The organism is Arthrobacter sp. fls2-241-R2A-172 (assembly GCF_030208885.1).
In the GTDB taxonomy this organism is placed as follows: Bacteria; Actinomycetota; Actinomycetes; order Actinomycetales; family Micrococcaceae; genus Arthrobacter.
This window is the reverse complement of sequence record NZ_JARVTB010000016.1, coordinates 48,184-63,164: the sequence shown is the minus strand read 5'-3', so window position 1 is coordinate 63,164 and position 14,981 is coordinate 48,184. Positions and strand designations below refer to the sequence as shown.

General features: G+C 64.9%; 17 protein-coding genes. 3 read left to right on the top strand and 14 right to left on the bottom strand.

The genetic code is table 11. The annotated features are described in order from the left end of the window. Positions 1–62 precede the first annotated feature (62 nt). Genes QRM57_RS19200 through QRM57_RS19185 form a run of 4 tightly spaced genes read right to left on the bottom strand, consistent with a single transcriptional unit; the run spans position 63 to position 3,987 of the window. Positions 63–1,754: a ribonuclease J gene (locus QRM57_RS19200; RefSeq protein WP_284987785.1), complete on the bottom strand. Its 1,692-nt coding sequence runs from the start codon at positions 1,752–1,754 to the stop codon at positions 63–65. 6 nt (positions 1,755–1,760) lie between these two features. Next, positions 1,761–2,693 carry a 4-hydroxy-tetrahydrodipicolinate synthase gene (dapA, locus tag QRM57_RS19195; RefSeq protein ID WP_235521825.1) on the bottom strand — a complete coding sequence of 311 codons (933 nt, stop codon included), beginning with the start codon at positions 2,691–2,693 and terminating at the stop codon, positions 1,761–1,763. Positions 2,694–2,751: 58 nt separating this feature from the next. Continuing rightward, the gene (locus tag QRM57_RS19190; RefSeq protein WP_284987784.1) at positions 2,752–3,612 is read right to left on the bottom strand and encodes a carbon-nitrogen hydrolase family protein; all 861 of its coding nucleotides are present in this window, start codon (positions 3,610–3,612) and stop codon (positions 2,752–2,754) included. 39 nt (positions 3,613–3,651) lie between these two features. Then, positions 3,652–3,987 carry a hypothetical protein gene (locus QRM57_RS19185; RefSeq protein ID WP_284987783.1) on the bottom strand — a complete coding sequence of 112 codons (336 nt, stop codon included), beginning with the start codon at positions 3,985–3,987 and terminating at the stop codon, positions 3,652–3,654. A 99-nt stretch (positions 3,988–4,086) separates the two neighbouring features. Here QRM57_RS19185 and QRM57_RS19180 point away from each other — a divergent pair, with 99 nt between their 5' ends. Next, a complete protein-coding gene (locus QRM57_RS19180; RefSeq protein WP_284987782.1) occupies positions 4,087–5,322 on the top strand; it encodes a heparan-alpha-glucosaminide N-acetyltransferase domain-containing protein in 1,236 nt (411 codons plus the stop codon). Here QRM57_RS19180 and QRM57_RS19175 read toward each other — a convergent pair. The 9 genes from QRM57_RS19175 to QRM57_RS19135 form a co-directional block, all read right to left on the bottom strand. Continuing rightward, a complete protein-coding gene (locus QRM57_RS19175; protein ID WP_284987781.1) occupies positions 5,298–5,786 on the bottom strand; it encodes a hypothetical protein in 489 nt (162 codons plus the stop codon). The genes QRM57_RS19180 and QRM57_RS19175 overlap by 25 nt on opposite strands. A gap of 3 nt (positions 5,787–5,789) precedes the next feature. Continuing rightward, complete coding sequence (gene dapB, locus QRM57_RS19170) at positions 5,790–6,548, bottom strand: 4-hydroxy-tetrahydrodipicolinate reductase (protein ID WP_257371117.1); 759 nt, start codon at positions 6,546–6,548, stop codon at positions 5,790–5,792. Positions 6,549–6,600: 52 nt separating this feature from the next. Beyond that, complete coding sequence (locus QRM57_RS19165; RefSeq protein WP_257371118.1) at positions 6,601–7,056, bottom strand: molybdenum cofactor biosynthesis protein MoaE; 456 nt, start codon at positions 7,054–7,056, stop codon at positions 6,601–6,603. After that, a complete protein-coding gene (locus tag QRM57_RS19160) occupies positions 7,046–7,549 on the bottom strand; it encodes a MogA/MoaB family molybdenum cofactor biosynthesis protein (RefSeq protein WP_235521817.1) in 504 nt (167 codons plus the stop codon). Before QRM57_RS19160 ends, QRM57_RS19165 begins: the two co-directional genes overlap by 11 nt. Next, a complete protein-coding gene (gene moaC / locus QRM57_RS19155) occupies positions 7,546–8,076 on the bottom strand; it encodes a cyclic pyranopterin monophosphate synthase MoaC (RefSeq protein WP_257371120.1) in 531 nt (176 codons plus the stop codon). The genes QRM57_RS19160 and moaC overlap by 4 nt, the downstream gene beginning before the upstream one ends. Continuing rightward, positions 8,064–9,290, bottom strand: a complete 1,227-nt coding sequence (locus tag QRM57_RS19150) for a molybdopterin molybdotransferase MoeA (protein WP_284987779.1) — start codon at positions 9,288–9,290, stop codon at positions 8,064–8,066. Before QRM57_RS19150 ends, moaC begins: the two co-directional genes overlap by 13 nt. A gap of 58 nt (positions 9,291–9,348) precedes the next feature. After that, complete coding sequence (locus QRM57_RS19145; RefSeq protein ID WP_284987821.1) at positions 9,349–10,893, bottom strand: molybdopterin-dependent oxidoreductase; 1,545 nt, start codon at positions 10,891–10,893, stop codon at positions 9,349–9,351. An 83-nt stretch (positions 10,894–10,976) separates the two neighbouring features. Further along, the gene (locus QRM57_RS19140; RefSeq protein ID WP_284987778.1) at positions 10,977–12,197 is read right to left on the bottom strand and encodes a sensor histidine kinase; all 1,221 of its coding nucleotides are present in this window, start codon (positions 12,195–12,197) and stop codon (positions 10,977–10,979) included. Continuing rightward, on the bottom strand, positions 12,184–12,918 hold the full coding sequence (locus QRM57_RS19135) for a response regulator transcription factor (RefSeq protein ID WP_284987777.1): 735 nt from the start codon (positions 12,916–12,918) through the stop codon (positions 12,184–12,186). The genes QRM57_RS19140 and QRM57_RS19135 overlap by 14 nt, the downstream gene beginning before the upstream one ends. 134 nt (positions 12,919–13,052) lie before the next feature. On the opposite strand from QRM57_RS19135, the gene moaA reads away from it, so the two are divergent. Together moaA and QRM57_RS19125 are read left to right on the top strand one after the other, a co-directional pair. Next, the gene (gene moaA, locus QRM57_RS19130; protein ID WP_284987776.1) at positions 13,053–14,192 is read left to right on the top strand and encodes a GTP 3',8-cyclase MoaA; all 1,140 of its coding nucleotides are present in this window, start codon (positions 13,053–13,055) and stop codon (positions 14,190–14,192) included. 4 nt (positions 14,193–14,196) lie between these two features. Continuing rightward, positions 14,197–14,463, top strand: a complete 267-nt coding sequence (locus tag QRM57_RS19125) for a MoaD/ThiS family protein (RefSeq protein WP_257371125.1) — start codon at positions 14,197–14,199, stop codon at positions 14,461–14,463. On the opposite strand, the gene QRM57_RS19120 is transcribed toward QRM57_RS19125, so the two are convergent. Further along, entirely contained in the window at positions 14,460–14,936 is a 477-nt protein-coding gene (locus tag QRM57_RS19120) for a DUF1579 family protein (protein ID WP_284987775.1), read from the bottom strand. The genes QRM57_RS19125 and QRM57_RS19120 overlap by 4 nt on opposite strands. Positions 14,937–14,981 lie beyond the last annotated feature (45 nt).

Genomic DNA, 14,981 nt, shown 5'->3' with positions numbered 1-14,981 from the left:
GGGGGCCTGAAATCCGCGGATTTCAGGCCCCCTTGGGCATGCATGTTGCTGGCTCTCGCAGCTTAAGCTTCCAGGACCACCGGGATGATCATGGGCCGGCGGCGAAGCTTGCGGTTGACCCAGGTGCCGATAATCCTCCGCACCACTTGCTGCAACTGGTGGTTGGTGTGATCGGCGTTGTTCAACACGGCATCTTCCAGCGCGGCATTGATCTTGGGAATGATCTCGTCAAAGACGGAATCATCCTCGGCCACGCCGCGGGCATGGATCTCCGGACCCGAAACTATCTTGCCCGTGGTGCGGTTGATCACCGTGATGATGGAAATGAACCCCTCATCGCCCAGGATGCGTCGGTCCTTCAAATCGGCGTCGGTGATTTCGCCGACGCTGGAGCCGTCAACGTAGACGAACCCGACCTCCACCTGGCCAACGACGTCCGCCTTGTGGTCCTTGAGGTCGATGACGGTTCCGTTATCGCTCAGGATGATTCCTTCTGAGGGCACTCCGGACTCCAAGGCGATGTTGCCGTTGGCGATCAAGTGGCGGGTCTCGCCGTGCACCGGCATGGCATTGAGCGGCTCGAGGATGTTGTAGCAGTACAGCAGTTCGCCGGCGGCGGCGTGCCCCGAGACGTGGACCTTTGCCGTGCCCTTGTGGATGACGTCGGCCCCGAGCTTGAGGAGGCCGTTGATGATGCGGAAGACGGCGTTCTCGTTTCCCGGGATGAGGCTCGACGCCAGAATAACGGTGTCACCCTTGCCGACGATCACGCGGTGATCACCGTTGGCCATGCGGGAAAGGGCCGCCATGGGCTCACCCTGTGAACCTGTGGACATCAGGACCACGCGGTCATCGGGCATGTTATCGATGTTCTTGATGTCCACCAGGATGTTGTCCGGCACATCAAGGTACCCAAGCTTCGCGGCGATGGCCATGTTGCGGACCATGGACCTGCCAACGAACGCCACCTTGCGGCCATGCTTGGCCGCAGCATCGAGGACCTGCTGCACGCGGTGGACATGCGAGGAGAAGGAAGCCACGATGATGCGCTTCTTGGCCTGGCCGAACAGACGGTCAAGGGTGGGGCCGATTTCCTTCTCGGCCGTCGTGAACCCAGGAACGTCCGCATTGGTGGAATCGGCCATGAACAGGTCCACGCCTTCTTCGCCCAGGCGCGCGAAGTGCCTGAGGTCCGTGATGCGTCCGTCCAGCGGCAACTGGTCCATCTTGAAGTCACCCGTGTGGAGGACGTTGCCGCCCTCGGTGCGGATGAAAACTGCAAGGGCATCCGGGATGGAGTGGTTGACGGCTACGAATTCACACTCGAAGGGACCGAACTGCTCCACCTGGCCCTCCGTGACGGTGAGGGTGTACGGCTTGATCCGGTGTTCCTGGAGCTTCGCTTCCACCAGGGCAAGCGTCAGCTGGGAACCGATCAGCGGGATGTCTGCTTTAAGGCGCAGCAGATAGGGGACGGCACCAATGTGGTCCTCGTGTCCGTGGGTCAGCACGACACCCACGACGTCCTGGAGCCGGTCCTCAATGTAGGAGAAATCGGGCAGGATCAAATCGACGCCGGGCTGGGTCTCCTCGGGGAAGAGCACGCCGCAGTCAACGACCAGCAGCTTGCCGTCGATTTCGAAGACGGCCATGTTGCGGCCGATCTCTCCCAGTCCACCGAGCGGAACAATCCGCAGCGTGCCCTTGGGCAATTTCGGCGGAGTAACCAGTCCGGGAAGGGCGGTTTGGGTCATATTTTGCTACTTTCCGGCGGAACCGTCCTGGACGTCGAAGTCCATTCCGGCTTCCGCCAAATCCCCGCGGATGATGTCGATCTCGGCCGCGTCCGGCTCCACGAGGGGCAAACGGACAACCGAGTTGGGCAGGACTCCCTGCCACTTGAGAATCTGCTTGGCGGCTACTGCGCCTTGGACCCGCGTCATGGTTCCACGAACCACGGGTTCCAGTTCAAAGTTGATGGCCCTTGCCGTGGCGAGGTCGTTGGCGTTGACGGCGTCGATCAATTCGCGGAAGCGGCGCGTGGCCACATGCGTGGTGACACCCACCAGCCCAACGGCGCCGAGCGCCATCCACTGCAGGGTCAGTCCGTCGTCGCCCGAGTAGAAGACCAGGTCTGTTTCTGCCATGACGCGCGTCGCTGCAGCAAAATCGGCCTTGGCGTCCTTGACGGCCACGATGTTCTGGTGCTTGGCGAGGCCGATCATGGTCTCGGGGGCGATCGCGATGGAGGAGCGGCCCGGGATGTCATAGAGCATGACGGGCAGGTCCGTGGAGGAGGCAATCGTCTCGAAGTGGGCGCGGACGCCCGCCTGGCTGGGCTTGTTGTAGTAAGGGGTGACGATCAGCAGGCCGTCAACGCCTACCTCTGCTGCGCGCTGTGAAAGGTGCACGGAGTGGGCGGTGTCGTTGGTGCCGGTCCCGGCAATGATGGCTGCCTTGCCACCGACGGCTTCTTTGACGGCACGGAACATGCCAAGGTTTTCATCGTCCGTGAGAGTGGAGGTCTCGCCAGTGGTGCCGGTGACGACGAGGCCGTCGCAACCATCCTGGACAAGCTTCTCTGCCAGCGCCGCGGCTTGGTCGTAGTCAACCTTGCCGTCCTCGGTGAACGGGGTGACCATGGCGGTCAGCAGGGTACCAAGGGCGGGATTGTGGGCGCGCAAGTCAGACATAAGAAAAACGTTACCCTGTCAGCGGCTTGTTACAAGAATGGGTTCCGCGTGATGGTCCTCATGCGCCAAGGCCAGACCTGTAGCCATGCAAGCTGGAGCGGGCCAGGTTCACCATGACAGTTTCGGTTCCCGTGCCGGCTGCCTTGGCCAGGGCCGCACCTTCCGGACCCCACCCGCCGCTGAGGCCGCAGGAAGCGCCCACTGGAGTGGTCCCGCCAAGATTGGCCAGGAGCCCGAACATCCGGTGGTCCATGGACCGGGAACCCAGGTGCAGTCCGAGGCGCAATTCCTCGCCGGAAACGTACAGGGCTGACACTGCGTAGACGTCGGCCCCTGACTCTGCGGCAGCTGCGGCGTGGGACGGTTGGGCGGCGTCGGCGCACACGGCAAGAGCCACCCGCCAGCCGTCCACTTCCATGATTTCGGGGCCGTTCCCGGCGACGAACAGCTCACGCTCCGCGCCATGCAGATGGGTCTTGAAGGCCGGTCGCAGGGAGCCATCCGGTCCGATGATGAGTGATGCCAACCGTGGAGTACCGTCAGCTTCCCGCCAGCCTGCACCGATCACCGCCGTGGTCCCGGTGCTGGCACAGGCATCCCGAAGAGGCTGGAGCCTTGTATCGCCGTCAGTCAGCCAGGCCGAACGCCCACCCGCATGCTCCGGGGCATCGAATGAGTCCAACTCATAGCCCGTCAAGGAGAGCTCTGGAAACAGCACCAGCCTTGCGCCGTCAGCGTGGGCCTTTTCCACAAGCTCCGCGTGGGCAGCGACGTTACGAGCGACTGCCGCTCCCCCGCTGCCTGTTCCCAGCGCTTCGTACTGAACGACGGCGGCCAGCAGCGTTGCTGACGCTGGCGCAGGCCCGGCGGGTCGCGGCGTGGTCGACGGGGACGGTGATTGCGGGTGCGCTTGGGTCACCGGGCCATCGTAGTCCGGCGAACAGCCGGACCGGCAACGTCAGGCGGATCCGGACGTCCGGGCCGGCTGCTCCGAACAATACTGCGCTACAGCCCGCTCCTTGAGTTGCTCCGCCCAGGCCACCAGCCGCTGGGAGGCCCGCACGTACTCGAAGAGTTCAATGGGCGTGAGCGAGTCAAGATCCGTATCCGCCAGCCTGCGGGCGAGCTCAGCTCCCGGCATCTGCTCGGCCAGGACCGTACCTTCGCTCTGCCACTGGGTGTCCTCCGGTGGTTCGCCGGTGACAAGCTGCCTGAACAGGAAGTCGACCACACCGGGGCTCATTGCCTTCATGGGTCCACACAGGCGGTCCTGCGGCTTTGGAACATCGTTCATGCCGTAATGCTATTCGAACATATATTCGAAGACAAGGGCCACTCGGCGCCAGCTGCTCCATGTCGGGTTGCCGCGCAGCAGCTATGAGACGATCGCTGCATGACTTCGCACGGGACGGCCCCTCAGCAGGAGGCCGCGGGGGCCGGCCCGGTTTCAGCCCGGCTCAAGGGGATCGACGCCGCCCGGGGCGCGGCCTTGCTGGGCATGATGTCCACCCACCTGATGCCGACGTTCGGGCCTCCCCCACGGTGGGATCCGACATTCGTGGGATTGGTCTTTTCAGGTCGGTCCTCGGCCCTTTTCGCTGTGCTGGCCGGCGTCGGATTGGCCCTCAGCACAGGCAAGCAGCAGCCGTGGAGCGGCGCCGTACTGCGGGCGGCACGGGGCGGAGTGGCCATGCGCGCCCTGGTGATTGCCGTCGTCGGATTTGTCCTGGGCGGGCTTGATGTGAACGTCGCGGTGATTCTGGTCCATTACGCTCTCTTGTTCCTCTGCGTCCTGCCGTTCCTGGGCCTGCGCCTGAAAGCCCTCTGCTTCGTGGCATTGGGCTGGATCCTGGCCTCGCCGGTCCTGGCGTACCTGGTCCGCCCCCTGCTGCTGGACACGAACCCTCCCCTTCAGTTGGGCCACAACCCAAAAGTTGAGGACCTGGAGACACCGGGACGGCTTCTGGCCGATCTCTTCTTTACCGGCTACTACCCCGTGTTCCAGTGGATGTCCTACCTGCTGCTGGGGCTTGCCATAGGCCGTCTGGCGCTCACGACGGCGAAGGTACAGGTCCTGCTGTTGGCGGGCGGAAGCGCTGTAGCCGTCCTTGCGAAAACGGTCGGCATCCTGGCCATGGAATCGTGGGGCGGAAGGGCTGCCTTGGAGGCGCTCCCCGGTACCCGCGGGTACCCCTTGGACAGCATGCTGCAGGTCAACCTGACGGGCCTTCAGCAAGTCGATTCATGGTGGTGGCTGGCTACCGCGGCGCCACACGCGGGCACCACCTTGGACCTGCTGCACACCGGGGGTACGGCGGCCGCTGTCGTGGGGTTGTGCCTGCTGCTTGGCGCAGTGGCTGAGCGGGCAAAGGTCAACTTCCTGGTCCTGCTCAGCGGTCCGGGAGCCATGACGTTGAGCCTCTACTCGGCACACGTGTGGGTGGTATCCGGTTTCACCAATAAGCCCCTGCCGGCCGGCTGGACCCCGGAAGGGATGTACTGGGCCCAGGCCATCGCCGCGATCATCATCGGGGCCTGTTTCTCCCTGCTCCGGCGTCGGGGACCACTTGAGTGGGTGGCCCACCAGGCGGCCAGGCTCGGCAGTTACCGCCCAGCGGCAGTTGGCTGAGAACGGAAGAGCTTCACCGCGTCCCGCATGGAAGCGCGGGCCCGCTTGCGGTCACCGGAGGCGTCGTAGGCGCAGCTCAGCCGGAACCAGGAACGCCAATCTTCCGGGGCGGCCTCGGCTTCCGCCCGGTACTTTTCGAACTCTGCGTCCGCAGCGGACCGGATAATCCTGCCGCCGGGTGTGCGGGGAAGCGTGTCCTCCGGCAGGCCGCCTTCGGCTTCCAGGACCTTGGCCATCTGTTCGGTGCGGGCACCAAAAAGGAGTTCGCGGATGAGTGCCCACGCGCCCACCACGGGCAGGACCAGGTAGGCGGCACCGATGCCCTTGGCCACCAGGTTGGGATCGCCGAGCAGGAGGAAGGAGCGTTGGACGGACACCACCAAGTACAGCACCAGCAACAAGGTGATGGCACCTACCCAGATCTTGGTGCGGTTCTTCTTCAGTGCTGTCCAGAAATTTCCCATGTCCTAGAGCCCCAGATCCAGGTAGCCGTCCAAGCCGACCGTGAGGCCGGGGTTGGCTGCCACCTTCCGCAGTCCAAGAAGGACGCCGGGCATGAAAGAGGCCCGGTCGAAGGAATCGTGGCGCAACGTCAGCTGTTCGCCGGGACCGCCAAAGAGGACCTCCTGGTGGGCAACAAGGCCGCGAAGGCGGACACTGTGCACCCGTACCCCGTCCACGTCGCAACCACGCGCACCGTCCAATGCCGTCTCGGTGGCGTCCGGGCTGGCCGGCACCCCTGCTTCCTGGCGGGCTTCGGCGATCAGCTGGGCCGTGCGCACGGCCGTGCCGGAAGGAGCATCCACCTTGTTGGGGTGGTGCAGCTCAATGATTTCAACAGACTCGAAGTACTGCGAGGCCTTGGCAGCAAAGGCGGATGCCAGCACCGAGCCCAAGGCAAAATTTGGGGCAATCAGCACGCCTGTTTCCGGTTTGGACTCCAGTAGTCCGCGGAGGGATTCCAGCCTGTCGGCGTTCCAGCCTGTGGTGCCCACAACGGCGTGGATGCCGTGCTCGACGGCGAACCGGACGTTGGTCTCAGTGATGTCCGGGACGGTGAGATCAACAACATACTGCGCACCGGCGTCGAGCAGCTTGTCCAGGGAATCGCCGCGGCCCAAAGCGGCCACCAGCTTCATGTCTTCGGCTGCTTCAACAGCCTTAACGGCTTCAATTCCCATACGCCCGTTGGCGCCCAGCACTGCAACAGCAAGTTGTTCGGTCATGCGTTTAACCCTACCGCCGGGCCGGGCACGGGCGGGAACCGTTACCTTGCGCCTACTCCCCTGCGCCGACCCATTCCACCGTGCCATCACTGAAGAACTGCTCTTTCCAAATGGGCACCTGCTCCTTGACCCGGTCCACCAGTTCCGAGCAGACGGCGAACGCCTGGCCCCGGTGGGCGGCCGCAACGGCACACACCAACGCGGGATCACCGATTTCCAGCATGCCGATCCGGTGCGCGGCCCAGATGCGCACGGGTTGATTGGCTTCGCCGGAGTGCTCCGCGACCAACTGAGCCACCACGTCCGACATCACCTGGTGGGCCGTGGGGTGCGCGCTGTAGCTCAGTCGATCAACAGCTTTGCCGCCGTCGTGGTTACGAACGACGCCGCTGAAACTGACCACCGCACCCGCAGTTTCCGATTCCACTGCCCTGATGGCTTGGTCCACGGAAATCGGCTCGGCGCTGAGGACAGCGCTGACAACCTCGAAGTCTGTTTCAGTGCCCATGGTTTCCTTCCAACTGCTCACAGAGATGCCCGATCACGGGGTCCAGGACCGCCAGCCCATCCATGACCCCTTTGGGGGAACCGGGAAGATTGATGACGAACGATTTTCCCGCCGCTCCTGCATGGCCGCGGCTCAGCATGGCCATGGGCGTCTTCGCAGCACCTGCGCGCCGGATGCCTTCCATAATGCCCGGTATTTCGCGGTCAAGGAGTGGCAGCGTCATCTCCGGCGTGCGGTCGTCCGGGCTGAGGCCCGTGCCGCCGCTGGTGATGACAACTGCGGGTTCCTGCGTCAGGAGGGCACGCAGGGCAGCACCTACAGGTTCACCGTCCGGCACCACCATGGTGGGAAAAGTGTCGAATCCGTGCTCGTTCAGCCAGTCCAGGATGATCGGCCCGGTCTCGTCCGTGTAGATTCCTGCGGCGGCACGGGTGGACGCGATCACGACGCCGGCCTTCCGCGGTCCGTGCGCGTTGGGCTCGCAGGCACTCATGCCCCGGCCTCCCCGTGCCGTGGTTCGGAGGAAACGTCCCAGTCGCCGCTTTTTCCGCCACTCTTGGCGAGCACCCGGATATCGTCCAGGACGGCATGCTTGTCGACGGCCTTGATCATGTCGTAGACGCTGAGCGCCGCAACCGACGCGGCAGTCAGGGCTTCCATTTCGACGCCGGTGACGCCCCGGGTCTTGACCGTTGCCAGGACTCCCACGGAGTCCGCACCCAGCTCAAAGTCCACGGTGACCTTGGAGATCGGCAAGGGATGGCATAGCGGAATCAGTTCGGGGGTCTTCTTTGCCGCCATGATCCCCGCTACCCTCGCCACGGCGAGGGCGTCGCCCTTGGGAAGTTCGCCGGCACCCAGCAGGGCCAGGACTTCGGCGGTGCTGCGGACAGTAGCCGTGGCGGTGGCCTCACGCGTGGTTACGGCTTTCTCGGAGACGTCCACCATCTGTGCGGTGCCGTCTTGCCTGAGATGCGTCAGGCCTGCTGGGTTTTCGGGAGTGTGGTTCACAGCATCCATACTTCCACTTCGTCCCCTTTGGCGAGTTCCGTGACGTCGCTGGGGATCTGGACCAGGGCATTGGCGCGGGCCAGGGCGTGCACCAGGTGGGAACCGGCCCCGCCTTCCATGCGCAGTATGCCGTCCGTGCCCACGCTTCCGCGTCGGACCTGGTGTTTGCCGTCCGGTGAGGTCAGTGGCTCAGCGAGGCGGGCTATCTGCACGGGCCGGGTCGCTGGTGTTCCCTGGACCTGGGAAAGTGCGGGCCTGAGGAACATCTCGAAGGAGACGAGGCAGCTGACGGGGTTTCCGGGGAAGCCCAGGAAGGGTGTCCCCTCGAAGGTTCCCAGGCCTTGTGGACCGCCCGGCTGCATGGCGACCGGCAGGAAATCCACTGGCTGGCCGGACATCGCTTGGCGGACTACCTCGTAGGCGCCTTTGCTCACGCCACCGGTGGTGACGATGATGTCCACCGGGTTCCGGGGATCCTGGGTGTAGCGGTGGAGGACTGACAGGAGGGTGTCGGGGTTGTCGTCGGAAATGGCCGTCCGCGTCACGTCCATGCCGGCTTGGCGCATGGAGGCTTCAAGGAGCGTTCCGTTGGAATCGTAGATCTTGCCGGGCGCCAGTTCCTGCCCGGGTTCCACCACTTCGTCACCAGTGGTGACCAGCAGCGCACGGAATGGTTCACGGACCTCCACGGTGTCCAGGCCCAAGGCGGCCAGCAAGCCAAGTTGGGCAGGCCCCAGGAGCGTACCGGCGGCCAGCGCCAAGTCGCCTGTTTCGATGTCGCTGCCGCTGTGTCGAACATAGGTTCCGGGAGCCACCGGTGGGAGCCGGACGGTAGCGTCTTCGGCGGCCGGCTGGGGAAAGACGTTCGGCGTTGCCTTTTCAATGGGCACGACGGCGTCGGCCCCTTCCGGGATCATGGCCCCGGTCATGATGGGGGCGGCGAAGCCGGCCTTCAGTGGCGCTGGCGAGGCACCTGCCGGGACGGGCGCCGCGACCCGGAGCTCCGCACCGCCGTCGGGAATCCCTTCTGAATGAACGGCGAATCCGTCCATTTGGGAGTTGGGGAACGGCGGCAGTGAGAGGGGTGCGTAGACGTCACCGGCGAGCGCTTGCCCCAGTGCTTGGAGCAAGGGCAGGCGGAGGTTGCCCTTGGCAGCCCTCGCAGTGGTCAGCAGTTCCACCACGGCCTGCCGATGGGCTGCAACAGATCGGGGCACGGACATCCTCCTGTGTGGCTACTTTGACGTGCGGGAATTACCCGGACGTACCCAGACTAGGTCCTCAGGCCACCTTGACGCTGATTGTGTGGTAGCCGGTGGCACCATCCGGAGCTACGGGAGCCTTGTCTTCTGTCTGGGGTTCACCGGTGGAATCCGTGGCCCGCACCTGGACTTCGTAGTCGCCGGCTGTGAGGTCGATGCCGAGCTGCCACTGGTACCAGGTGTCGGTGGAGATACCGTTTCCCAGGGTGGCTTGTTGCCACGGACCCCGGTTAACGCGCAGCTCCACCCGTTTGATGCCCCGATGCTGGGCCCAAGCCACTCCGCCGAACTGCACCTTGCCTGCCTTAACTGTCCGGCCGTTGCGGGGTACGTCGATTCGCGATTGGGTTTTGATGGGTCCGTGGTCACTCCAGCCGCGGGGGGTCCAATACCCGATGTCGTCGGCGAACCGGGTGACTTTCAGTTCGGTCAGCCATTTGGTGGCGGACACATATCCGTAGAGTCCGGGCACGATCATGCGTACGGGGAAGCCGTGCTCCAGCGGCAATGGTTCACCGTTCATGCCAATGGCCAGCAGTGCATCCCTGCCGTCCGTGAGTGCCTCCAGGGGCGTACCGGCAGTCCAGCCGTCGTTGCTGGTGGACAGCACCATGTCCGCGCCGGCTTTGGGACCCGCCATGGTTAGGAGTTCGCGGACCGGCCAGCCCAGCCAGAGTGCGTTGCCGATGAGGTCTCCGCCGACGTTGTTGGACACGCAGGCGATGGTGATGTGCCGCTCCGTCATGGGCTTGGTGAGGAGGGTCGCGAAATCCAGTTCGATTTCCCGCTCCACCATTCCAGTGACCTTCAACTTCCACGAGGGTGGGTCGATGGCAGGAACCGTCAGGGCGGTGTCAATCCTGTAGAAGTCGGCATTGGGCGTCACCAGGGGGCTGATCCCGTCCACGGCCAGTGCCGCGCCGTTGGGGATGGCTTGGCGGGGTGTCGTGGGCTGTGGGAGCTTCAAAGTACTGCGGAAACCAGATGCGGCCGCTGTGGCACGCGTCAGGACAGCGGTCACCGTTCCGGCCACGACGGCGGCGATGGACGTCCCGGCGAGCGCGTTGAGGAAGCTGCGCCGGGCCAAGGGCGCGGGATCCGCCTCGTCCTGCCCGGGTGTCCCCCGGGAGGGGGCCCAGGTGGTCAATCTACGGATCAGGGTGCGCAACAGCAGCATGGTGACCACGGCCGCAACGATGGGCGCGAGGGCAGCCTGCGGTCCTGCTTGCGCGCGGGTAACGACGGCGGTCAGCCCCGCCGCGCCTGCCAGCCCTGCCAGTGCCAGGCCCCATCCGGTCCTGCGGTGCTCCAGGACTCCGGCCAGAGCGGCAAGGATCCCGGCGACCAGTCCGATGGAGGCGATGAGCACGATCTTGTCGGCCGTGCCGAACAATTCCACGGCCATGTCCTTGACGCCCGGTGGCACGGCATCGATGACAGCGCCACCCAGGGCGGTCACTGGAGAGACCAGGGGGCTTGCCAGGCCCGCAGTGAGTTCCCCCGCTGCTATCCCGGCTGCCCCTGCGGCCACACCGGCCGCCGCAGCCCACAGGCGGGGGCGCATACGGCCTCGTCGCGGCAGGGACGTTACGGGATCCGGTGGGTCCACGTGCGGGCTGGGTTTGTTCATGCTGCTGGGCATGCCCATCATGCGCCTCCTGGGCGATTGTCAACTGAAGTAAGGGTGGAGGCCGACGGGCTACCATCGCGGGTGGATCCGGCGGGGAGTGACAGCGCAAAGCGGCAGCCGCCGTCGAGGTTGGTGACGCCCACCGTTCCTCCGTGGGCCTTGACGATTCCGGCCACCATGCTCAGGCCAATGCCGGCACCGCTGTAGCTCCCCTGCAACTCCGCGGTGGTTCCGCGCGCCGGGTTCTTCTGCCAGCCGGTTTCAAACAGGTGGGGAAGGTCGGCATCGGGGATACCGCCGCACTGGTCCTGTACTGCGACCACGGCATTCCCGTTGTCCCGCCCGACGCTCACATGCACGTCGCTGTCCGGACGGCTGTAGATGATGGCGTTCAAAAGGATGTTCCGTATGGCCCGCGCCAGGCTTGGCCCGTCGGCGACGGCCATGCACTCACGGTCCCCACCGCCGTCGAGCTTGATGCCCCGCTTCGCTGCCAACGGGGCCAGGTCCGAGAGGGCATCGCTGACGAGGTCGTAGAGGTCCAGTGGTTCGGCGCGAAGCTGCAGGCTGCCCGCCTGGATCTTGGACAATTCCAGGAGGTCATTGACCATGGCCGTCATTTGTTCGGTTTGCCCGATGATCTTCCGGTAGTAGCCGGGGACATCGGCCGCCATGCCGTCCTCCAAGGCTTCGGTCATGGCGCGCATGCTGGCCAGCGGTGTGCGGAGGTCGTGCGAAATCCAGGACACGAGTTCGCGCCTGGCCGTTTCGATGGCGGCCTCGCGTTCCCTGGACTCGGCAAGGCTACGGCTGCTTGCTTCCAGTTCCTGCGCAAGTTCGGCGAGCTCGGAGGTCACGGCGGGAGCCCTCCCCCGGCGGGCCTCCATGGTGTTGTCCAGGGTTTCGCCCCGCCCCAGCCGGCGGGCCGCATCCACCAACCGTGCCGCGTTACGGGACACCCCCGCGCCGAGCATCAGGGAGAGTGCAACGGCAACAGCCGAGGCGGTGGCAAGGATGTACCACATCACCTCAAGGTCCCTGGCGGAAATGAACATGGCGTTGAAGGCGCTGACCATCCCGGCCACCAGGACAGCTACGGTTGCCACCACCACCAGGAAAATCTGAGTGAGCACCGAGGCGCGGCGGAGCAACCGGAGGAGCACCAATGTGGTGGCACCGATGAGGACGGCCCACAACAGGACCCAGGCGAGGATGGTCCACAGTTCACTGCCTCCCATGCCCACCTCCTGTGTCATCGAAACGGTAACCAACGCCCCAGACCGTCTTGATCAGTTCGGGCGTGGTGGGATTTGCTTCGATCTTCTCCCGCAAGCGCCGGACATGCACCGTGACGGTGGAGAGGTCTCCGAAGTCCCAACCCCAGACGGCTTTGATCAGTTCCTCGCGGCTAAAGACCTGGTTTGGCCTGCGCATCAGGAACGCCAGGAGGTCGAATTCACGGACCGTCAGGGCCAACGGGTTGCCGTTGTGGGTGACCGTCCTGGACGCCGGATCGAGTTCGAGTCCGGCGGCCTCCACCGATGGTTCCGGGGCAAACTCCTTGACGCTGCGGCGGAGGACCGACTTGACCCGAAGAACAAGTTCCCGGGGCGAGAAGGGCTTGGTGACGTAGTCGTCGGCGCCCATCTCCAAGCCAAGGATCCGATCGTCTTCGGTTCCCAGGGCCGTGACCATGATGACCGGTACGCTCATGGTCTGGCGCAGCCGCCTGCAGACCTCAACACCGTCCAGTCCGGGCAGCATGCGGTCCAGGATCACCAGGTCCGGCTGCCGGGACGCTGCAACCTTGAGCGCGGTGAAGCCATCCGCAGCCATGTCCACCTGGAAGCCTGCCTTCAACAGGTAGTCGCGGACAACATCGGCGATGGTCTGTTCGTCCTCTACCAGGAGGACCCGGCGGTTTCCCGGGTCCATTGCTGATGCCGTATTTGTGGTCACGCTTTCAGCATAGGTTTGCCGGCGGCACCCGGCACCCGATCGTGGCGTCGGCGGGGGAAGCGTATTGAATCCGTAAGAACTCTGTGACTGTAACTGGTGTCACTGATCCGGCCGGGGTGGCGTAGCCTGAATTCATGACTGTTCAGCTGGGCATGCCGGTGCCCCCGTCGGGTGCCGCCACAGGCAGCACGGAAAGTGGCGTGGGGGTTCCGCCGCCGCGTCCCGCGGGCACGCCCGCAGGGTTGTGGGACCGTTACGGGCGGCGCGCCACGGACATGCGCCTGTCACTGACGGACAAGTGCAACCTGCGCTGCACCTACTGCATGCCCGCCGAGGGCTTGGAGTGGTTGTCCAAGCAGGCCGTAATGACCAAGGATGAAATCATCCGCATTGTGCGCGTCGGGGTCACGGCCCTGGGTGTGCGGGAACTCCGCCTTACCGGCGGTGAGCCCTTGGTGCGCGCCGACCTGGTGGACATTATCTCCGGCATTCGAAGCAATCATCCCGACCTCCCCATCTCCATGACCACCAACGGCGTCGGACTGGACAAGAAAGCCGCAGCGTTGAAGGCCGCAGGGCTCACCCGGATCAACGTCTCGCTGGATTCCCTTCACGAAGAAACGTTCACCAAGCTCACCCGCCGCCCGTTCCTGGACCGCGTCCTGGCCGGCGTCGATGCTGCCTGGGCAGCCGGTTTGGGTCCCGTGAAACTCAACGCGGTACTTATGCGCGGCATCAACGACGCCGAATCGCCGGACCTCCTGGCCTGGGCGTTGGGCCGCGGTTACGAACTTCGCTTCATCGAGCAGATGCCCTTGGATGCCGATCACGGCTGGACCAGGCGCAACATGATCACGGCTGCCGAGATCCGCACGCTGCTGTCACGCGACTACGTCCTGGACCACGACCCCCGCGAACGGGACGGCGCCCCCGCGGAACGCTTTGAAGTACGACGCCGGGATACGGCTTCCGGTCTTGCCACCGGTCCGGTCCTCGGTACCGTGGGCATCATCGCCTCGGTCACGGAGCCGTTCTGCTCCGACTGCCGGCGGACGCGCATCACCGCCGAAGGCAAGATCATGAGCTGTCTCTTCTCCCGCGAGGAGTTCGACCTCCTGGGCCTCCTTCGTGGAGGAGCCACCGACGAGGAACTTGCGCAACGGTGGCAGGACGCCATGTGGGTCAAGCCCAAGGCGCACGGAATGGACCACACCGGTCTCGGCGCAGCGGACTTCGTCCAGCCGGACCGCAGCATGAGTGCAATCGGAGGCTGAAACCTTGCTTGTCCGCTACTTCGCTGCCGCACGCTCGGCCGCAGGAGTCGAAGAAGAAGTCCACCACCTGCCGGAAGGCACCAGCCTGGAGGCGCTGCTGGAAGCCGCCCTCGCCGTCGAACGTCCCGTGCCCCCGGACGGCACGCCGACCCTCGCGCGCATCGTTGCACGCAGCAGCTTCCTCCGCAACGAAGTGGCTGTGCGCGACCGTTCGGCCCCGCTGAGCCCGCACGACGTCATCGACGTCCTGCCGCCTTTTGCCGGGGGCTAGGCGCCGGGCGTTGACACCCTGCGGAAAACGCTTTTCAGCAACGGACTGAAGCCCGATGTTCCTTCGAGCCGCAGATCGGCCGTGTGCACCAGTACCCCGTCCTCGACGCGGAACGTGTGCCTGGCTACGCCTTCGGCCGTGCGCCGGTCCAGCGTCAGAATGCCTGCGTTCCACGAACCCCTGACGGGACTGGACGGCGGCCGGCCCATGCTGTCCACGTAGTACCAGAGCGTGTCACCGTGTTCGCGGTCCACAGTGAACATGCCATGCCCTTCGAAGTGTGTCCCATCCGCTTCACGGTGCCGGTAACTCTGCACGACGGCGTAGCCGCTGGCGGCCCTGCTGAACACCACCTCTGCCTCGGCAGTCCGGGCACTCCCCCACGGCGATGAGGCGATCTCCGTGATGCCACGCCAATGGCCGATGAAGTCCTGCAGCATCTCCGCGGCGTGGCCGCGTGGGGGCAGTTCCATCACATCTCCAACGTCAACAGGGCAGCATCATCACTGTGTGATCAT